19 protein-coding genes are annotated in these 16,907 nt (G+C 62.2%); 13 read left to right on the top strand and 6 right to left on the bottom strand.

Annotation, left to right across the window (positions count from 1 at the left end; all coding sequences use genetic code 11):
- Positions 1-172: 172 nt before the first annotated feature.
- From ppsR to hemP, 10 genes are all read left to right on the top strand, one after another.
- Positions 173-994: a posphoenolpyruvate synthetase regulatory kinase/phosphorylase PpsR gene (gene ppsR, locus PJE01S_RS06680; RefSeq protein ID WP_068832377.1), complete on the top strand. Its 822-nt coding sequence runs from the start codon at positions 173-175 to the stop codon at positions 992-994.
- Between the two features lie 313 nt (positions 995-1,307).
- A complete protein-coding gene (gene bfr, locus PJE01S_RS06675) occupies positions 1,308-1,784 on the top strand; it encodes a bacterioferritin (protein WP_068832376.1) in 477 nt (158 codons plus the stop codon).
- Between the two features lie 296 nt (positions 1,785-2,080).
- Positions 2,081-4,357 carry a TonB-dependent receptor gene (locus tag PJE01S_RS06670; protein WP_339374662.1) on the top strand — a complete coding sequence of 759 codons (2,277 nt, stop codon included), beginning with the start codon at positions 2,081-2,083 and terminating at the stop codon, positions 4,355-4,357.
- Positions 4,358-4,372: 15 nt separating this feature from the next.
- Positions 4,373-5,059 carry a Fe2+-dependent dioxygenase gene (locus PJE01S_RS06665; RefSeq protein ID WP_068832375.1) on the top strand — a complete coding sequence of 229 codons (687 nt, stop codon included), beginning with the start codon at positions 4,373-4,375 and terminating at the stop codon, positions 5,057-5,059.
- Positions 5,056-6,177 (top strand): alpha-hydroxy acid oxidase, encoded by a 1,122-nt coding sequence (locus tag PJE01S_RS06660; RefSeq protein ID WP_068832374.1) that lies wholly within the window; start codon positions 5,056-5,058, stop codon positions 6,175-6,177. Before PJE01S_RS06665 ends, PJE01S_RS06660 begins: the two co-directional genes overlap by 4 nt.
- Positions 6,178-6,290: 113 nt before the next feature.
- Positions 6,291-6,524, top strand: coding sequence for a (2Fe-2S)-binding protein (locus tag PJE01S_RS06655; protein WP_068832373.1), 234 nt, complete (start codon positions 6,291-6,293; stop codon positions 6,522-6,524).
- Positions 6,525-6,643: 119 nt separating this feature from the next.
- Positions 6,644-7,345, top strand: coding sequence for an energy transducer TonB (locus tag PJE01S_RS06650; RefSeq protein WP_068832372.1), 702 nt, complete (start codon positions 6,644-6,646; stop codon positions 7,343-7,345).
- 17 nt (positions 7,346-7,362) lie between these two features.
- Positions 7,363-8,091, top strand: a complete 729-nt coding sequence (locus PJE01S_RS06645; RefSeq protein WP_068832371.1) for a MotA/TolQ/ExbB proton channel family protein — start codon at positions 7,363-7,365, stop codon at positions 8,089-8,091.
- A 2-nt stretch (positions 8,092-8,093) separates the two neighbouring features.
- Positions 8,094-8,504 (top strand): ExbD/TolR family protein, encoded by a 411-nt coding sequence (locus PJE01S_RS06640; RefSeq protein WP_068832370.1) that lies wholly within the window; start codon positions 8,094-8,096, stop codon positions 8,502-8,504.
- Between the two features lie 152 nt (positions 8,505-8,656).
- Complete coding sequence (gene hemP, locus PJE01S_RS06635) at positions 8,657-8,887, top strand: hemin uptake protein HemP (RefSeq protein WP_068832369.1); 231 nt, start codon at positions 8,657-8,659, stop codon at positions 8,885-8,887.
- A gap of 246 nt (positions 8,888-9,133) precedes the next feature.
- Here the strand turns inward: hemP and PJE01S_RS06630 are convergent, their stop codons facing one another.
- Positions 9,134-9,541: a GlcG/HbpS family heme-binding protein gene (locus PJE01S_RS06630; RefSeq protein WP_068832368.1), complete on the bottom strand. Its 408-nt coding sequence runs from the start codon at positions 9,539-9,541 to the stop codon at positions 9,134-9,136.
- Positions 9,542-9,739: 198 nt separating this feature from the next.
- On the opposite strand from PJE01S_RS06630, the gene PJE01S_RS06625 reads away from it, so the two are divergent.
- Entirely contained in the window at positions 9,740-10,432 is a 693-nt protein-coding gene (locus PJE01S_RS06625; RefSeq protein ID WP_068832553.1) for a Bax inhibitor-1 family protein, read from the top strand.
- 43 nt (positions 10,433-10,475) lie between these two features.
- Here the strand turns inward: PJE01S_RS06625 and rlmD are convergent, their stop codons facing one another.
- On the bottom strand, positions 10,476-11,933 hold the full coding sequence (gene rlmD / locus PJE01S_RS06620; protein ID WP_068832367.1) for a 23S rRNA (uracil(1939)-C(5))-methyltransferase RlmD: 1,458 nt from the start codon (positions 11,931-11,933) through the stop codon (positions 10,476-10,478).
- 56 nt (positions 11,934-11,989) lie between these two features.
- On the opposite strand from rlmD, the gene PJE01S_RS06615 reads away from it, so the two are divergent.
- Entirely contained in the window at positions 11,990-12,400 is a 411-nt protein-coding gene (locus PJE01S_RS06615) for a VOC family protein (RefSeq protein WP_068832366.1), read from the top strand.
- A 146-nt stretch (positions 12,401-12,546) separates the two neighbouring features.
- Here PJE01S_RS06615 and PJE01S_RS06610 read toward each other — a convergent pair whose 3' ends face one another.
- From PJE01S_RS06610 to surE, 3 genes are all read right to left on the bottom strand, one after another.
- On the bottom strand, positions 12,547-13,407 hold the full coding sequence (locus PJE01S_RS06610; RefSeq protein WP_068832552.1) for a peptidoglycan DD-metalloendopeptidase family protein: 861 nt from the start codon (positions 13,405-13,407) through the stop codon (positions 12,547-12,549).
- 171 nt (positions 13,408-13,578) lie between these two features.
- A complete protein-coding gene (locus PJE01S_RS06605) occupies positions 13,579-14,427 on the bottom strand; it encodes a protein-L-isoaspartate(D-aspartate) O-methyltransferase (RefSeq protein ID WP_068832365.1) in 849 nt (282 codons plus the stop codon).
- A 10-nt stretch (positions 14,428-14,437) separates the two neighbouring features.
- Entirely contained in the window at positions 14,438-15,226 is a 789-nt protein-coding gene (gene surE, locus PJE01S_RS06600) for a 5'/3'-nucleotidase SurE (RefSeq protein WP_068832364.1), read from the bottom strand.
- A gap of 130 nt (positions 15,227-15,356) precedes the next feature.
- On the opposite strand from surE, the gene PJE01S_RS06595 reads away from it, so the two are divergent.
- Positions 15,357-16,343 carry an NADPH:quinone oxidoreductase family protein gene (locus tag PJE01S_RS06595; protein WP_068832363.1) on the top strand — a complete coding sequence of 329 codons (987 nt, stop codon included), beginning with the start codon at positions 15,357-15,359 and terminating at the stop codon, positions 16,341-16,343.
- A 68-nt stretch (positions 16,344-16,411) separates the two neighbouring features.
- Here the strand turns inward: PJE01S_RS06595 and PJE01S_RS06590 are convergent, their stop codons facing one another.
- Positions 16,412-16,876 carry a surface-adhesin E family protein gene (locus PJE01S_RS06590; protein ID WP_068832362.1) on the bottom strand — a complete coding sequence of 155 codons (465 nt, stop codon included), beginning with the start codon at positions 16,874-16,876 and terminating at the stop codon, positions 16,412-16,414.
- Positions 16,877-16,907 lie beyond the last annotated feature (31 nt).

The raw sequence follows: 16,907 nt of genomic DNA, 5'->3' as shown, positions 1-16,907 counted from the left end.
ACTCCGGGAGGTTTAAAAACGGGGGTATTAGCCATGCGCGGCATGCAACCTTGTTGTTGTTTTAAGGGGTTGGCGCGGGGCATGGCATGACAATCTGGATAATTGCGGCAATTGTAGAGCGCAGCCGCCCGCTGCGCCTGCCCTGGCCTTTTACCCGCCTGAACAGCCCACCATGTCCCAACGCACCGTGTTTTTCATCTCCGACGGCACCGGCATCACCGCCGAGACCTTTGGCAACGCCATCCTGGCCCAGTTCGAATTCAAACCGCGGCATGTGCGCCTGCCGTTTATCGACAGCGTGGACAAGGCCCACCAGGCGGTCCGGCAGATCAACCACACGGGGGAACTCGAGGGCAAACGCCCCATTGTTTTCACCACGCTGGTGAACATGGACATCCTGGCAGTCATCAAAACCCAGTGCAACGGCATGCTGCTGGACATGTTCGGCATGTTCGTGGCGCCGCTGGAAAGCGAGCTCGGGATCAAATCCAACCACCGGGTCGGCCGCTTTTCGGATGCCTCCAAAAGCAAGGAATACGACGACCGCATCGAGGCGATCAATTTCTCGCTGGCCCATGACGACGGCCAGAGCAACCGCGACCTGGTGAGCTCGGACGTGATCCTGGTCGGCGTGAGCCGCAGCGGCAAAACACCCACCTCGCTGTACCTGGCCATGCAGTACGGCCTCAAGGCCTCCAACTATCCGCTGATTCCGGAAGACTTTGAGCGCCGCCAGCTGCCGCCGGCCCTGGTGCCGCACCGCAAGAAAATCTTTGGCCTGACGATCGCGCCCGAACGCCTGAGCCAGATCCGCAACGAACGCCGGCCCAATTCCAATTACGCCAGCCTGGCCAACTGCCGCAACGAAATCCACGAGGCCGAAGCCATGATGCGGCGCGAAGGCATACGCTGGCTGTCGACCACCACCAAGTCCATCGAAGAGATCGCCACGACCATCCTGCAGGAAATCCGGCCGGAACGGCTGGAGTATTAAAGGAACAGAATCGCTATCTTTTCAATAGCTTCTTGCGCCCAATAAATAAGGGCCAGCAAGCTTTTTCTTGAAAAATCAAGGCATTTCAACACTCAGGGATCAGCGGTCTGGGGACGCCAGCTTCAGCCGGTTCAGTGCGACAAGCGCAGCGCCTCTTGATCTGATGTCGGCCAGACGCTTCAACGCCACGAACAAGAACGCCTATCACTCCCATTCGCCCTCAGAACAGATCTGAAGGGTCATGTTTTTTACTTGCCCATTACCGTGCGCCTGAAGACAATATGCGCATTCAAAACTACAAAGAGGATTCCGTATGAAAGGCGACGCACAAGTCATTGCCCACCTGCAGGCTCAACTCAAGAATGAGCTGACCGCCATCAACCAGTATTTTGTGCACTACCGCATGTACAAGCACTGGGGCCTGGGCCAGCTGGCCAAGAAGGAATACGAGGAATCCATCGGCGAAATGAAGCATGCCGACCGCTTGATGGACCGCATCTTCATGCTCGACGGCCTGCCCAATCTGCAGGACCTGGGCAAGCTGATGATCGGCGAAGACGTGCCGGAAGCGCTGAACTGCGACCTGCAACTTGAAGTCGGCGCACAGGCCACGATCAAGGACGGCATCGCCCATTGCGAAAGCGTGCGCGATTACGTCTCACGCGACCTGCTGCAAGGCATTCTGGACGACACCGAAGAGCACATCGACTTTCTGGAAACCCAGATCGAGCTGCTCGGCAAGGTGGGCCTGCAGAACTACCTGCAGAGCCAGATGGGCGAACTCGGCTGAGCCGACAACCCAGGCAGCGCCAAAGCGCTGCACCGAACAACGGGGCCTTTGAGGCCCCGTCGTCGTTTCTGGCCCCAATTGGCCATGGCTCATGCCACAAGAAGCGCAATTCAGGGCGCTATGCGTGTGATTTTCGATGATTTGCACATGCGAATCATTCGCATTTAAGATACACTCGAAGACTAACTTTACAGGCCAGCCAACTCGCGTTCCGAAGGATTGTTTCGAGCACAGCCAAGCTATTTTCTGAAACCAGGTCCGCCGCCGACAAGGCCGGATCACGCTTGGAGCCCCTCTTGGCACACCCTTACGCACGCCCTGCGCGCAGCAAAAAGTCCCGTCGCAGCGTTGACAATGCCTCATCCCTGACAGCCGCCATCACCAGCCAACCCGCATCGTCCGACAAGGCCCTGCTGCCCCTGGGCGCGCTCATGCTGGCCGCGTCGGTCAGTGGCTGGGCTCAAACCGCGCCCGCACCTACTGAAAAAACCCTCGCACCGGTGACGGTCAAGGAAAAAGCCGAAGCCCCGGAGGGAAAAGACACACTTCAGACCAAGAAAACCAGCATTGGCAAGGGTACGCAAGATATCCGCGACATTCCCCAGTCCATCAGTGTGATCACGGGAAAACTGCTCGAAGATCGCAAGATTGACACGCTGAAGGAAGCGCTTCACCTGACCGCCGGCATCACCTTTTCAGCCACCGAAAATGGCACCGACCAGGACATCCGCCTGCGCGGCTTCCCGGTCGCCACCGTGGGTGACCTGCTGATCGATGGCATGCGGGATCCTTCCCAGTACGATCGCGACGCATTCAACTACGACCGCATCGAAATCATGCGTGGCTCGGCCTCCATGGTGTTTGGCCGCGGTTCCACGGGCGGCGTGGTGAATCAGGTGACCAAGCAGCCGATGTTGATCGATCAGCATGACGTGGAGGCGACGGTTGGCTCCAGGGGCTACGTCCGCACCACCGGCGACTTCAACATTCAAACGGGTGACGAGGCGGCACTGCGCATCAACGTCATGGCCAACAAGGCCGACAACGGTGGCGCGAACATCGACAAATACGGCATTGCGCCCACCTATCGCTGGGGCATAGGCACCCGTGACGAGTTCAGCGTTGGCTTGTTCCATCTGAATGTAGACAACATTCCCCAAGCCGGTATTCGCTACCTCAATGGCAACGTCCCCAACATCAGACCGGGCAATTTCTACGGCACGAAGAGCGACTTTCTTGACGGCAAGGCCACTTACGGAACCCTCAAGCACACCCACCGCTTCGACGATGGCGGGGAATTGCGCAGCCAGGTGCGTTCAGGCACCTTCGACCGGGCCCAATGGGGAACGACCGCTGGCTTTCAAAATCCGGCAGCCGCCGCAGCCAATCTGGATGGCAGCACCGTCCTGACCCGCGCAGGTCTGACGCCTCGCAAAGACCAGTATGACGGCACCTATTTCCAGAGCGATTACAGCAACAAGGCCAGCTGGTTTGGCCTGAAGCATGAAATCCTGACCGGTGTTGACGCCTCCAGCGAAAAGGCCAACCGCTTTGGCTCCGGCAACGTGGCGCCCAACTTCAACAAGGGCAACACCACCGTGGGCACGCCGGATGATGGCACCACACTGGCAGTCAGCCCTACGTGGCGCGACATCAGTAGCTATAAATCGAGTTCACTGGGCATTTACGCACAAGACCTGGTTCAGGTGGCGCCAGACTGGAAACTGCTGGGGGGCATTCGCTACGATACCTTCAAGGGCGACTTCAGTCAGACGGCCTACACCGGCGCCGCCGTCAGCAGCGTGACCAACACGCATCTGTCGAACGGCATGTTCAGCTACCGCACGGGGGTGCTTTACCAGCCAACCCCGACCAGTTCCTACCACCTGTCCTACAGTACGTCCTTCAATACCTCCGCAGACACCTACCAGTTCGTCACCCCTCAAAACGCGAATACGCCCCCAGAGAAGAGCCGCAACATCGAGCTTGGCACCAAGCTCGACTGGCTCGACGGCAAGCTATCCACGCGCGCAGCCCTGTTCCATACGGAAAAGTACAACGAACGCACGACGGACGCGGACTTTGCCGCAAACTCTTTCCTGCTATCCGGCAAGCGTCACACCGCAGGCCTTGAGCTGGACGTCGTCGGCCGCCTCTCACCCAAGTGGGAGGTCTATCTGTCCTATGCGTTCACGCCCGTGGCCAAAATCGACCAGGCGGGCAGCACCGTCCAGAACATCGTCGGCTCACGCGTTGGTTTGACGCCAAAGCACAGCGGCAGCGCCTGGATCAGCTACCAGGCCACGCCTCAGTTGCGCGTCGCCGGCGGTCTGACGGGTGCCAGCCAGAAATACGCACTGCAAGGCAACACGGGTGCGGCGCAACTGACGGCACGTGCCGCAGGCTATATGGTCGCCGACGTCATGGCCGAGTACCGCTTCACGGAAGCCACCTATGCGCAACTGAACATCTCCAACATCACCAACAAGTTGTACGGCGACCAGTTGTACCCGGGCTTCTCGATCTCAGGTGCGCCCCGCACCGTGAAGTTCACGGTCGGGACCCGCTTCTAACCGTATCATCACTTCATGCTGTTATCCGTTCATGAAGTGTTGACGCCCGACCAGGTCGGTCGGGCGCGTGACATCCTGGCCCGCGCGCCCTGGGGCGACGGGCGAGCGACCTCTGGCGAGCAATCCGCCCAGGTCAAAAACAACCAGCAGCTTCCCGAAGCCTGTGAAGAAACCCGGCTCTTGCAGGCGATGGTGCTTGCCGGCCTGGAGCGCCAGCCCAGCTTCTTCTCGGCCGTGCTGCCCAAACATATTTCGCCACCGCTGGTCAACCGCTATGGCGGCGATGCCAACAGCTTTGGCAAGCATGTCGACAGCGCCGTGCGCTACCTCGCCAGTGGTGCGGGGCGCGTACGGAGCGACGTCTCCTGCACCCTCTTCCTGTCTGCCCCGGAAGACTACGATGGTGGCGAACTGGTCATTGAAGACCCTTCCGGTGAGCGGCGCATCAAACTGGCGGCCGGGGACATGGTGATCTATCCCGGCACCAGCGTGCACCGGGTGGAACCCGTCACGCGGGGCCACCGCCTCGCCTGCTTCTTCTGGGTTGAAAGCATGGTGCGCAGCCTGGAGCAGCGGCAATTGCTGTTCAATATGGACAACGACCTGCGGCACCTGCGCAGCACGGTCGGCGAAACGGACAGCGGCGTGATTGGCCTCACCGGTACCTACCACAACCTGCTGCGCTTCTGGGCTGACACGTGAGCAGCATCCCCGCGCTGGCCGTGATCCCGCCCGGGGTCGTCACGCTCGCAGACCATGAAGCCCACGCCCGCACGCGCATGGACGACAACGCCTGGGCGTATTTCAGCGGCGGCGCGGCCGATGAGATCACGCTACGGGCCAACCGTAGCGCCTGGGACAACTGCCTGCTACACCCCCGTGTGCTTCGCCAGATGGCAGGCGGACACACGCGCATCGAACTCCTGGGCCGCACGCTGGCCCACCCCATCCTGCTCGCGCCCGTGGCCTTCCAGCGCATGGCACACCCCGATGGGGAACTGGCCAGCGCCTATGCCGCGGCCGCGCAAGGCGCCGGCATGGTGCTCAGCACCCAGGCCAGCATGCCGCTTGAAACGCTAGCCAGCGCCTATCTGGGCGAGGCCCATCGTGGCCCGTTGTGGTTTCAGCTCTATATGCCGCACGACCGCGGCTTCACCCGTGAGCTGATCCAGCGTGCCGAGCACGCCGGCTTTGAAGCACTGGTCCTGACCGTGGACGCCCCCAGCAGTGGCGCCCGCGATCGCGAGCGACGGGCCGGCTTTCGCCTGCCCGAGGGGATCTCTGCCGTCAACCTGCAGAATTTGCCTCCCGCGCCGCACATCACGCTGCAGCCCGGACAAAGCGCCATGTTTGACGGGCTGCTCACGATGGCGCCCACCTGGTCCGACATTGAGTGGCTCATGGCCAATACCCGGCTTCCCCTGCTCCTCAAGGGCGTGCTGCACCCCGACGATGCGCGGCAGGCCGCCGCGCTGCAGCTGGCCGGCCTCATCGTCTCCAACCATGGTGGCCGCACGCTGGACACCGTACCGGCCACCGCCGCCGTGCTGCCACGCATTGCGAAGGCACTGGACGGCGCCATGCCTATCTTGGTTGATGGCGGCATACGCCGCGGCACGGACGTGCTCAAGGCGATCGCACTGGGCGCCAGTGCGGTACTGCTGGGGCGCCCTTATGCCTATGGCCTGGCCAACGCCGGCGCGCTCGGTGTGGCGCATGTGCTGCGCTTGCTGCGCGACGAGCTCGAAATTGCCATGGCGCTCTGTGGCTGTCCCACACTGGCACAGGCCACGCCGGAACTGCTCTTCAGGCCCGACTGAGCCGTTGGCGCAATCCACAACGCGGCAAGGGTGAATCAATTGCAAATGCGATGGATTCGCATTTATAATTCAAACACTGATTCACTCAGTTCACTAACCAGCCAAGCCAATCCATGATCGTCTGTGTCTGCCGCCGAATCTCTGACCGTGAAATTGCCCGCCATGCCCGTGCAGGGATGGACTTTGACGATATCCAGTTCGAACTCGGCGTCGCCACCCAGTGCGGCCAATGCGAAGGTTGTGCCCGCGATGTGGTGGCGCAATGCAGCGCCACCTGCCCCACGGCCAACATCAAGCTAGCCATCCCAACCCAGGAAGGCAGCTCGTGGAACACCTCTCAACCCTAGTCGCAGCACTCCCCGTCAGCCTGGTCCTCGTGATCGGCTGTGCCTGGTGGATCTTTCGCCGATAACTCCAACTGCATTTGTGGCACGCTTGTGGCCATGCGCCCCCTATCGATTCGCCCATGAATGCCACAGCCCTTTCCAGCACGCCCCCTCGGCCAATTGTCCCGTCATCACCCAAGCCCCTCAGCCGCAATGCCCTGATTGCCCTTGCGGTGGTCGCGCTGCATGTCGGGTTTATCTGGGTGCTGCAAAGCGGCCTGCTCTTGCACACCGCCGAGCTGTTGGTACCGGCCGAGGTGCTGGCGGAGTTTATCCAGCCGCCCGCCCCCAAAGTGGAGCCAGTCCCCCCGGCGCCACCCACCCCTGCGGTGCAGAAAAAGGCCGTGGCCAAAGCGCCCGTGAAGGTGCAACCGCTGGCCATCGCCGACCCCACGCCTTCCCCCAACACCCCCACCGGGGTGATCGCACCGCCTGAACCGCCCCCGCCGGCCCCAGCTACCCCCGTGGCGGCTGCACCGGCAGCCCCAGCGGCTCCCGCCTTTCAGCTGCCGTCCAGCGATGCCCAATATCTGCAAAACCCCCGCCCGCCCTACCCGCCCATGAGCAAACGCCTGAATGAGCAAGGCAAGGTCCTCGTTCGCGTTCTGATTGGCGTCGATGGCCTGGCGCACAAGGCGGAAATCAACAAATCCAGCGGCTACGAGCGACTGGACCAGGCGGCTTTGAATACTGTCCTCAAATGGCGCTACGTGCCCGGTAAACGCGGCGGCGTGGCCGAGGAAATGTGGTTCAACGTGCCTGTCAATTTTGTCCTTGAATAATTCTCTGGAGCAGTTAAATGGAAAACCAATTCGGCCTGGCCAACGTCTGGTCTCAAGGCGATATCGTGACGCGCGGCGTTGCCCTTCTGTTGCTGGGCATGTCGCTGGCCTCGTGGATGGTCATCATCCTCAAGGCGCTAGATCTGCGCCAACTCTCGGGCCAGGCCAAAGCCACAGAAAGTTTCTGGCACAGCGCCGACTTCGCCGATGGCCTGTCCAAGTTCGGCAAAGACCCCAGCAACCCCTTCCGGCTGCTGGCCCTGGAGGGCCGTGAGGCCACCGCCCACGTGCTTCACAAGGACGGCAACACCAAGCCCCAGCTGCATGACGGCCTCGACGTCAGCGACTGGGTGACGCGCTGCCTGCGCAACTCCATCGACGACATCACGGCGAAGATGCAGTCCGGGCTGGCGGTGCTGGCGTCGGTGGGCTCGACCGCGCCCTTTGTCGGCCTGTTCGGCACGGTCTGGGGCATTTACCACGCCCTGCTGGCGATTGGACTGAATGGCCAGGCCAGCATCGACAAGGTCGCCGGTCCCGTGGGTGAGGCCCTGATCATGACGGCCCTCGGTCTGGCCGTGGCCATTCCCGCGGTGCTGGGCTACAACGCCTTGGTGCGCGGCAACAAGTCGGTTCTTGGCAAGCTGAACCGCTTTGCCCACGACCTGCACGCCTATTTTGTCACTGGCGCCCGCGTGACGGGTACGGGCTCCACCAACGTCGTGGCCATGAAAAAAGGCAGCTAATCATGGCCTTTGGAACCCAAGACGACAGCGATGAGGTGATGAACGAGATCAACATGACGCCGCTGGTCGACGTCATGCTGGTACTGCTCATCATCTTCATCATCACGGTCCCGGTGATGAAGCATTCGGTCAATATCGACCTGCCGAGGGTGAGCAACGAACAGCAAAACATCAAACCGGAAACGCTTCGCCTGGCTGTCGATGCGGAGGGCCGCTACTTCCTCAATGACAGCCGGATTGGCGACGAGGAACTGGCGCCGCGGCTGAAGGCGGCGGCGGCACTGGAACCCCAGCCGGATCTGCATATCAGCGGCGACAAATCCGTGCGCTACGAGCGCGTGGCGCAAGCCATGGCAGCGGCGCAGCAAGCAGGCCTGCGCAAAATTGGCTTCATCACCGAGCCTAAACACTGAGGGCTTCGGCCCGCTTGCGATTTTTTGGGCCGGTCATTTAAAAAAAATCCGGCCCACGCAAGTTCAGTGAAAAAACCGCTTGATTTTTAAATGAGAATGGTTATCATTCGCTTATTGAATTTTAACCAGCTCAACCAACCGGTTCAAGCATCATGTCCATCGCGCTGCCTATCTCGAATACCTTGCGTCTGCCCACCCGCGCTACCCCTGCTGCGGCCGATTCAGCGGCTGCCGTCGGCGGCCATGTCAGCAGCGGCAGCCCCGCCGCATGTGTCGACAGCACCGAAATCCTGCGTGGCCAGAAAGCCGTGGAGATCAACCACAACGGCGCCACCTACCGCCTGCAGGCCACGCGCCTTGGCAAATTGATCCTGACCAAATAGGCAGCCTCCGTCCCCAAAAGGCACTCAGCACATTCAGCGGTTTCATCGTGGGGCGATCCGGGGCTAGCCAGCTCCCAAGGTCGTTTTTAGCCAGCCACAGACTCTTTCGGGTCGTTTAGCCAGGCTTTTTTTCAAGCCCGCGTCATGTGTTTCGGTCTTGCCGCCCCCTGCCCCCAAAAAAGCCGACACTGGGTCGGCTTTTTCATGTCTGCTCAAGCGCCGGACCGGCGCCTGCTCAGTGCCCGCTCACAGGCCGATCGCGGCAATGCCGGCACGCGCAATCTGCACATCCTCCGTGGACTTCACGCCGCTGACACCGACAGCGCCAATGCACTGCCCGTCCTTGACCACAGGCACGCCGCCTTCGAGCATGCCCTGGATATAGGGTGCCGACAGGAAGGACGTGCGGCCACCATTGATCAAGTCCTCATAAATCTTGCTCTCGCGGCGGCCCATGGCGGCCGTATTGGCCTTGGCCGGGGCGATGTGGGAGGAGATAGGTGGCGCGCCATCCAGGCGCTGCAGGTGCAGCAAATGACCGCCGTCGTCGACGATGGCAATGGTCACGGCCCAGTTGTTCTTCAGGGCCTCGGCTTCCGCAGCGGCGGCGATGACTTTGACGTCGGCGGATTCAAGCACGGCTTTTGATTTCATGGTCTTTCGGTTTTATTGGCAAAGATGTTGAGCATACGCAAGTTTGGGCCTTGTCCGAGGGCCGATTGCCCCCAAATTGGCTTATAGAATCCTTACAAATAGTAGGAGGTAGGCCCTGCGGCCTGATTGAAAAAGCAGGGATGCCCCCTAGAATGGTCAATGACTCCCGCCTTCGCGGACTCTATGGAGATGATGCACATGAATGACAACGTCCAAATCCTCGACTATGGCCAGCCGGCGATCTCCGTCGAGCAGCGCAACAAGGTCTTGCGCAACACCTACTGGCTGCTGGCGCTGAGCCTCCTGCCCACGGTGCTTGGCGCCTGGCTGGGCGTTGCAACAGGCATCACCCGCTCGCTCTCCGGCGGACTCGGCATGGTCGTGTTTCTGGCCGGCGCCTTCGGCTTCATATTCGCCATTGAAAAGACCAAGAACTCGGCCGCTGGCGTTCCCGTGCTGCTGGGCTTCACCTTCTTCATGGGCCTGATGCTGTCGCGCCTGATTGCCATGGTGTTGGGCTTCAGCAACGGTGCCTCGCTGGTGATGACAGCATTTGCCGGCACCGCGGGCGTGATGCTCGTCATGGCAAGCCTGGCCACCGTCATCAAGCGCGACCTGAGCGGCATGGGCAAATGGCTGTTTGCGGGCGTGCTGGTGCTGGTGGTGGCGTCCATCATCAACATCTTTGTCGCGTCGACCATGGGCATGGCCGTCATCAGCACGCTGGCGATTGCGATTTTCAGCGCCTACCTGCTTTATGACCTGAAGCAGGTCATAGACGGCGGCGAAACCAACTACATCAGTGCCACGCTGGCCATCTATCTCGACCTGATCAACATCTTCCAGAGCCTGCTGGCGCTGCTGGGTATCTTCGGCGGCGAGCGCGACTGAGGTTTGCTGCACGCCATAAAAAAGGGCCTTGGGGCCTTTTTTTTTATGCTCGCTCGAAGACCGCAATCGACTCCACATGCGCCGTGTGCGGGAACATGTTGACCACGCCGGCGGCCGTGCAGCGGTAGGCGCCGCTCTCCACCAGCACCCCCGCATCGCGCGCCAGCGTGGCCGGGTTGCAGCTGACGTAGACGATGCGCTGCGGTGGCGTCCAGTCGCCCAGCGCCAGGCTTTGCTGCTGGCCGCCATCGTCGCAGGGCACGCCGGTCACGATCTGCTGGTGCAGCGCCGCCAGCGACTTGAACAGCTCAAACGCCCCTTCGCGCGGCGGATCGACCAGCCATTTATCCGCCCGGCCATCCTTGACCAGCAAGCCCGGGCTCATCTCGAACAGGTTTCTCGCTGCGAATTTTGTAGCTGCCAGCGCAGGCCGACACTGGGTTGCAGCCTTGTTTCTCTCCAAATTCTGGCGTGAGCGAGCGACCAGCGCCTCGCTGCCCTCAATGCCCAGCACCTCGCGCGCGCGCGTCGCCAGCGGCAGCGTGAAGTTGCCCAGGCCGCAAAACCAGTCAATCACCCGCTCATGCGGCTGCACATCCAGCAGCCGCAGCGCACGCGACACCAGCACCTGGTTGATGTGCGGATTGACCTGGGTGAAATCGGTCGGTTTGAAGGGCATGACGATGTCAAATTCCGGCAGCGCGTAGTTCAGCTCCTGCACGGCCTCGTCCAGCAGCTCGACGGTGTCCAGCCCGCCGGGCTGCAACCACCACTGCACGCCGGCATTCGCCGCGGCAAAGGCCCGCAAGCGGGCCAGATCGCCCTGGCTGAGCGGCTCCATGTGCCGCAGCACCATGGCCGTCACCGCGTCGCCACAGGCCAGTTCGATCTGCGGAATGGTTTCCCTGGCGTCCATGCTGCCAATCAGTTCGCGCAGCGGCAGCAGCATGTCGCTGACATGCCTGGGCAGCACATGGCACTCGCTCATGTCGGCCACGTAGGCACTCTTGCGCTCATGAAAACCGACCAGCACCGTGCCTTTTTTGCGCACATAGCGCACCGACAGGCGCGCGCGGTAGCGGTAACCCCAGGCCGGCCCTTCAATCGGCCTGAGCAGGTTGTCGGCCATGACCTTGCCGATGTGCCGGAGGTTGTCTTCGAGCACGCGCTGCTTCACGGCCACCTGGGCGCCAACATGCAGGTGCTGCATCTTGCAGCCGCCGCAGGCTCCCGTGTGCATGCCAAAGTGCGGGCATTCCGGGCGCACCCGCTGCGATGACTCGCGGCGAATCGCCATCAGCGTGGCTTTTTCAAAGCTGCTTTTCTTGCGGTAAACGTTGGCGCTCACCTGCTCGAACGGCAGGGCTCCTTCAATGAACACGACCTTGCCGTCGGCCCGGTGGGCGATGCCCTGGGCTTCAATGTCGAGCGACTCCACGGTGAGCCAATCAATCGGGTACTCTGCCACAGCGGTCTGTGGTTTCTGGGTTTCTTCGGTCATCCCCAATTGTCTCAGGCTGCACTGGCATTTTTTGGGCGACACGAAAGGAATGAGCAATGGAGATGCGCATCTGCATTGACGTAGACGACATGGCGCGCGCCGTCACGTTTTACACCGCGGGCCTGGGGCTGCGCGTGGGCCGCCGCTTCAACGGCGATTTCGTCGAACTGCTGGGCGCCGGCAGCCCGCTTGACCTGCTCTTCAACGCGGCCGGGACCCACCCCGTCGCCGGCAGTCCCGGCACCCGCGACTACCGGCGCCACTGGACGCCCGTGCACCTGGACTTCGTGGTCGAAGACATCGAGGCAGCCATCGCGCGCTTGCTACGGCACGGTGCCGTGATGGAAATGCCGGTGGCAGACCGCGCCTGGGGACGCATTGCCGGGCTGGCCGACCCTTTTGGTCACGGGCTGGATTTGCTGGAGTTCAGGGGACGCGGCTACGACGAAATTTTGCAGTCCGATTGAGCGCCCGAGCCACTACAAAATTAATAGCTACCAGCGCCCATCAACCAAGGGTCGGAGGCCAATTCGGTTGAAAAAAATCAAAAATCCCGCACCCATAAAAAAGAGCCCGGTCAAGGCCGGACTCCTGGGTCCTGAATGCCTGGCGCTTATTTGGCCGGCAGGTATTTGGCCGGATCGACCGGTTTGCCCTGGCGGCGGATCTCGAAATGCAGCTTCACGCGATCTGCATCGCTGTTGCCCATCTCGGCGATTTTCTGGCCTTTTTTGACCGTCTGGTCTTCCTTGACCAGCAGGGTCTGGTTGTGCGCATAGGCCGTCAGGAAGGTGTTGTTGTGCTTGAGGATGACCAGGTTGCCGTAACCGCGCAGGCCGGCACCGGCGTAGACCACCCGGCCATCGGCGGAGGCCAGCACGGCATCACCGGCCTTGCCCGAAATATCCAGGCCCTTGTTCTTGGCCTCGTCAAAGCCCGCAAGCAGCGTGCCATGGGCGGGCCAGATCCACGCCACATCCTCATCACCGGTCGGCGCCGGGGCGGCAACGGGTGCAGGAGCCGGTGCCGGTGCCGGAGTTGGAGCCGCTGCAGGAGCCGGAGCGGGCGACGGGTTGCTGCTGGCCGGCGCCGACGCCGGACGCGCCGCGCTGGCCGCCTGGACCGGTGCCGTGCTTGCGGAGCCCGATGACACGGGCCGCGTCACCACCTGCGTGTTTTCGCTGACGGGCGGCACCACGCGCAGCACCTGGCCCACTTCAATGATGTTGGGGTTTTCAAGGCCGTTCCAGCGCACGATGTCGCGCCAGTTCTGGCCGCTGTCCAGTCCGATGCGGATCATGGTGTCGCCGGGCTTGACGGTGTAGTAGCCGGCCTTGCCGGCATTTTCAAACCCCGGGAGTTGCTTGACAGTGCCGTTATCGACCGCCGTGGGAAGCGGCCGCGACTGACCGGTGCCGCGATCTTCCACTGGAGCGTTGCCCTGGCGTGAGGCGCAGCCTGCCGCCAGCAGCATGACGGCGGCCAGCGCACAGGGCAGCGCCCAACGGCGCGCCAGGCGGGCGCTCTGCCCCGCGCCGGAGATGACTAGAGATTCCACGCTGTTCGACCGTGTGGTTTGGTTCATTGCTTCTTTCGTCTTCAATTTTGGCCTGATCCCGGTTTTTTTTCTGGCCAGGTGAGCTTCTCAACTAGTACCCGATTTTAAAGGCACAAAGTGGACGGCTTCCAGCAAAGTCTGCCGAATGCCCTGCGATGTTTTATCCACCACCACCAGTGCCTGCGCCCCCCCGGCCGTTTGCAGGGGAGCGACCAGGCGGCCACCCGGGGCGAGTTGTTCTATCCAGGCGGCCGGAATGGCCTCGCCGCCCGCCGCCGCAATGATGGCCGCATAGGGCGCGCCCTTGGCATAGCCGATCATGCCATCCGCAAAAAGCAGATGTACATTGGGCAAGCGCAAAGTCCGCAGGTTCTCCCTGGCCTTGTCATGCAGGCCGCGCAGGCGCTCGATGCTGTAAACCTCGGTGGCCAGATGGCTGAGGACGGCAGCCTGATAACCGCAGCCGGTGCCTATCTCCAGCACCCGTCCCAATTTCCCCGCGGCGCCCTGCCGCAGTAATTCCAGCATGCGCGCCACGACATTGGGTTTGGAAATGGTCTGGCCCAGGCCGATAGGCAGGCTGGTGTCCTCATAGGCCTGGTTGGCCAGCGCGGTATCGACAAAACGGTGGCGCTCCACCCGGCCCATGGCCGCCAGCACTTGCGCATCGGCCACGCCCTGCGCCGCCAGCTTGTGCACCATGCGGGCGCGCACGGCCTGCGAATCCAGGCCCACGCCGCCGGGCACCGCGGTTTTTGAGGGAATCTTCAAGTCATTTTTGCCTGCAGCGCCCGAAGAACGGGCGGAGGCAGCTACCAATTTCGTAGCAGATGGCACGCCCGCCTCCGGCTTGAGGCGGACCGGAAACGCCGGCCGGGGCCCCGCCGCGGGCACCTTGGCCGTGGGGTTGAACGGTGGCTTGAGCGGGGACTTCATGCGGCGGCCGTTACTGCTGCGCCTGGGTCAGCCTGGCGGCGGTCTGCGCCCAGTAGGGCAGCCGCTCGTGATCGGTCAGGTCCACATGCAGCGGCGTGATGGAGATGAATTTTTGGCTCGTCGCGTAAAAGTCGGTGCCCTCGCCCGCCTCCTTGGCGGGCCCGGCGCCGCCTATCCAGTACATGGTTTCACCGCGCGGGCTGGTCTGCGTGATCACGCGCTCGGCCGCATGGCGCCGCCCCAGGCGCGCCACCTTGAAGCCCTGGAGTTGTTCGTCCGGCAGATTCGGGATGTTCACATTGAGCAGCCAGGGCGCCACGGTCGGCTGCGCGCCTTCGGCCAGCGTTTCCAGCGAAGGCATCAGCTGCTGCACCAGCGCGCGCGCGCGCCGGGCCGCCACGTCGATATGGGCCCAGCCTTTTTCGGTTTGCGAAAACGCAATCGCCGGAATGCCAAACAGATAGCCTTCCATGGCCGCCCCGACCGTGCCGGAATAAATCGTGTCGTCGCCCATGTTGGCGCCGTTGTTGATGCCGGAAACCACCAGGTCTGGCCGGTAACCCAGCAGGCCGGTAAGCGCAATGTGCACGCAGTCGGCGGGCGTGCCATTGATGTAGCGAAAGCCGTTGGCGGCCGTCTGCACGTACATGGGCGAATGCAGGGTCAGTGCGTTCGATTTGGCACTGTTGTTCTGCTCGGGCGCCACCACCTCGACATCGGCAACGGTTTTAAGCGCTTCATACAGGGCAATGATGCCGGAGGCCTGGTAACCGTCATCGTTGCAGATCAGGATTTTCATGAGGCGATTCTACGGTCACGGCCGCGACAGGCCGCGGCGGCCCGGATGGCCTCGGCGCGGCCGCTGTGCCTATGATGCCAACTGAATCTTGTTGGCCCTACTTTGCCCATTATTTTTTTGGAGACATCCCATGCAAGCATGGCTTTGTGAAAATCCCACCGGCGTAGACGCCCTGACCTGGAAAGAATTGCCGACGCCGCAACCCAAAGCGGGCGAGGTACTCATTGAGATCCGGGCCGCCAGTCTCAATTTCCCCGACCTGCTAATCGTGCAGAACAAATACCAGATCAAGCCGCCGCTGCCCTTTGTGCCGGGTTCTGAATACGCCGGCGTGGTGCAGGCCGTGGGTGAAGGCGTGAAGCATCTGAAGGTCGGCCAGCATGTCGCGTGCCTGTCGGGCACGGGCGGATTTGGCACCCACACCATCGCGCCGGCGGCCCTGTGCATGCCCCTGCCCGCCGGCTTTCCCCCAGTGGATGCCGCCGCCTTCATCATGATTTACGCCACCTCCTGGCACGCGCTGATGGACCGGGCGCAGCTCAAGGCCGGTGAAACCGTGCTGGTGCTGGGCGCTGCGGGCGGCGTGGGCACCGCCGCCATCCAGATTGCCAAAGCGGCCGGCGCCCGCGTCATTGCCGCCGCATCGACCGATGAAAAATGCGCCCTGTGCACTTCCATAGGCGCGGACGCCAGCATCAACTACAGCCGGCAAAATCTGCGCGACGAGATCAAGGTCCTGACCGACGGCAAGGGCCCGGACGTGGTTTATGACCCGGTCGGCGGCGACTTCACCGAGCCGGCCTTTCGCTCCATCGCCTGGCGTGGCCGTTACCTGGTGGTGGGGTTTGCCTCCGGCCCCATTCCGTCGCTGCCGCTGAACCTCACGCTGCTCAAGGGCGCCTCCATCGTCGGCGTGTTCTGGGGCGACTTTGCCAGGCGCGAGCCCCAGGCCAACGCGGCCATGATGGCCGAGCTGGCCGGCTGGTACGCCCAGGGCAAGATCAAACCGGTGATTGACCGCACCATGCCCATGGCGGAGCTCAAGGCCGCGTATGCCCACATGGGCTCGCGTGGCGTGATGGGCAAGCTGGTGATGGTGAACGAACCAGCGCCCTGAGCGCGGCGGCTGGCGGGCCCCTTCGGCAAATGAGCCGGCGCCTTTGGGGCGCCCAGGGCCTGTTTATCCTAATTGCTCGTCACATTTTTTGCGCCGCATGCCGCCTTGATGATGCGTACATTCGGGCTGTCGCCAATGTCCTTGAACATCATGGGCTGGATATCGTCTTTGGCGTAAGTCTGGACCTTGAAGGGCTCGCCGTGAAAATCCGGCTCCGCGTAGAAAGCAGCCTTCAAATAATGGGCGCTTAGTTCGGTGCAGTTAATCAGGACCTCGGTCTCCACCGAGCGGAACTGTATGCCCTCGGGACTGCTCCAAATCGTCGCCCGATTGATACGAACGGGAATCACGCGCAGGTCACCCTTGATATCGATCAGCACCGGATTGACCTGGATGTACTGACTGTCGGGGTTGGCCGGCTCCCCCGCAATGGTCAGCCAGGACTCGGCCGCCGGGGCAGTTACCGCCCATGAGGCGGCCAGCAGGCCCAGCAGATAGCACTTTATCCTGGGTAGCGCGGAGGCAATGAGCATAAAAGCGGGTCTTTCTGCGGCTCAGCGGCCT

The organism is Polaromonas jejuensis NBRC 106434 (genome assembly GCF_001598235.1).
GTDB lineage: Bacteria > Pseudomonadota > Gammaproteobacteria > Burkholderiales > Burkholderiaceae_C > Polaromonas > Polaromonas jejuensis.
The sequence above is the reverse complement of the archived record's forward strand: the minus strand, read 5'-3'. Positions and strand labels throughout refer to the sequence as shown.

Coding starts and splice junctions, on each gene's coding strand:
- PJE01S_RS06665 (WP_068832375.1), top strand. CDS start 4,373: ATGCTGTTATCCGTTCATGAAGTGTTGACGCCCGACCAGGTCGGTCGG.
- PJE01S_RS06590 (WP_068832362.1), bottom strand. CDS start 16,876: ATGCTCATTGCCTCCGCGCTACCCAGGATAAAGTGCTATCTGCTGGGC.
- PJE01S_RS06615 (WP_068832366.1), top strand. CDS start 11,990: ATGGAGATGCGCATCTGCATTGACGTAGACGACATGGCGCGCGCCGTC.
- PJE01S_RS06655 (WP_068832373.1), top strand. CDS start 6,291: ATGATCGTCTGTGTCTGCCGCCGAATCTCTGACCGTGAAATTGCCCGC.
- PJE01S_RS06610 (WP_068832552.1), bottom strand. CDS start 13,407: ATGCTGCTGGCGGCAGGCTGCGCCTCACGCCAGGGCAACGCTCCAGTG.
- hemP (WP_068832369.1), top strand. CDS start 8,657: ATGTCCATCGCGCTGCCTATCTCGAATACCTTGCGTCTGCCCACCCGC.
- bfr (WP_068832376.1), top strand. CDS start 1,308: ATGAAAGGCGACGCACAAGTCATTGCCCACCTGCAGGCTCAACTCAAG.
- PJE01S_RS06595 (WP_068832363.1), top strand. CDS start 15,357: ATGCAAGCATGGCTTTGTGAAAATCCCACCGGCGTAGACGCCCTGACC.
- PJE01S_RS06645 (WP_068832371.1), top strand. CDS start 7,363: ATGGAAAACCAATTCGGCCTGGCCAACGTCTGGTCTCAAGGCGATATC.
- PJE01S_RS06630 (WP_068832368.1), bottom strand. CDS start 9,541: ATGAAATCAAAAGCCGTGCTTGAATCCGCCGACGTCAAAGTCATCGCC.
- ppsR (WP_068832377.1), top strand. CDS start 173: ATGTCCCAACGCACCGTGTTTTTCATCTCCGACGGCACCGGCATCACC.
- PJE01S_RS06650 (WP_068832372.1), top strand. CDS start 6,644: ATGAATGCCACAGCCCTTTCCAGCACGCCCCCTCGGCCAATTGTCCCG.
- rlmD (WP_068832367.1), bottom strand. CDS start 11,933: ATGACCGAAGAAACCCAGAAACCACAGACCGCTGTGGCAGAGTACCCG.
- surE (WP_068832364.1), bottom strand. CDS start 15,226: ATGAAAATCCTGATCTGCAACGATGACGGTTACCAGGCCTCCGGCATC.
- PJE01S_RS06625 (WP_068832553.1), top strand. CDS start 9,740: ATGAATGACAACGTCCAAATCCTCGACTATGGCCAGCCGGCGATCTCC.
- PJE01S_RS06640 (WP_068832370.1), top strand. CDS start 8,094: ATGGCCTTTGGAACCCAAGACGACAGCGATGAGGTGATGAACGAGATC.
- PJE01S_RS06605 (WP_068832365.1), bottom strand. CDS start 14,427: ATGAAGTCCCCGCTCAAGCCACCGTTCAACCCCACGGCCAAGGTGCCC.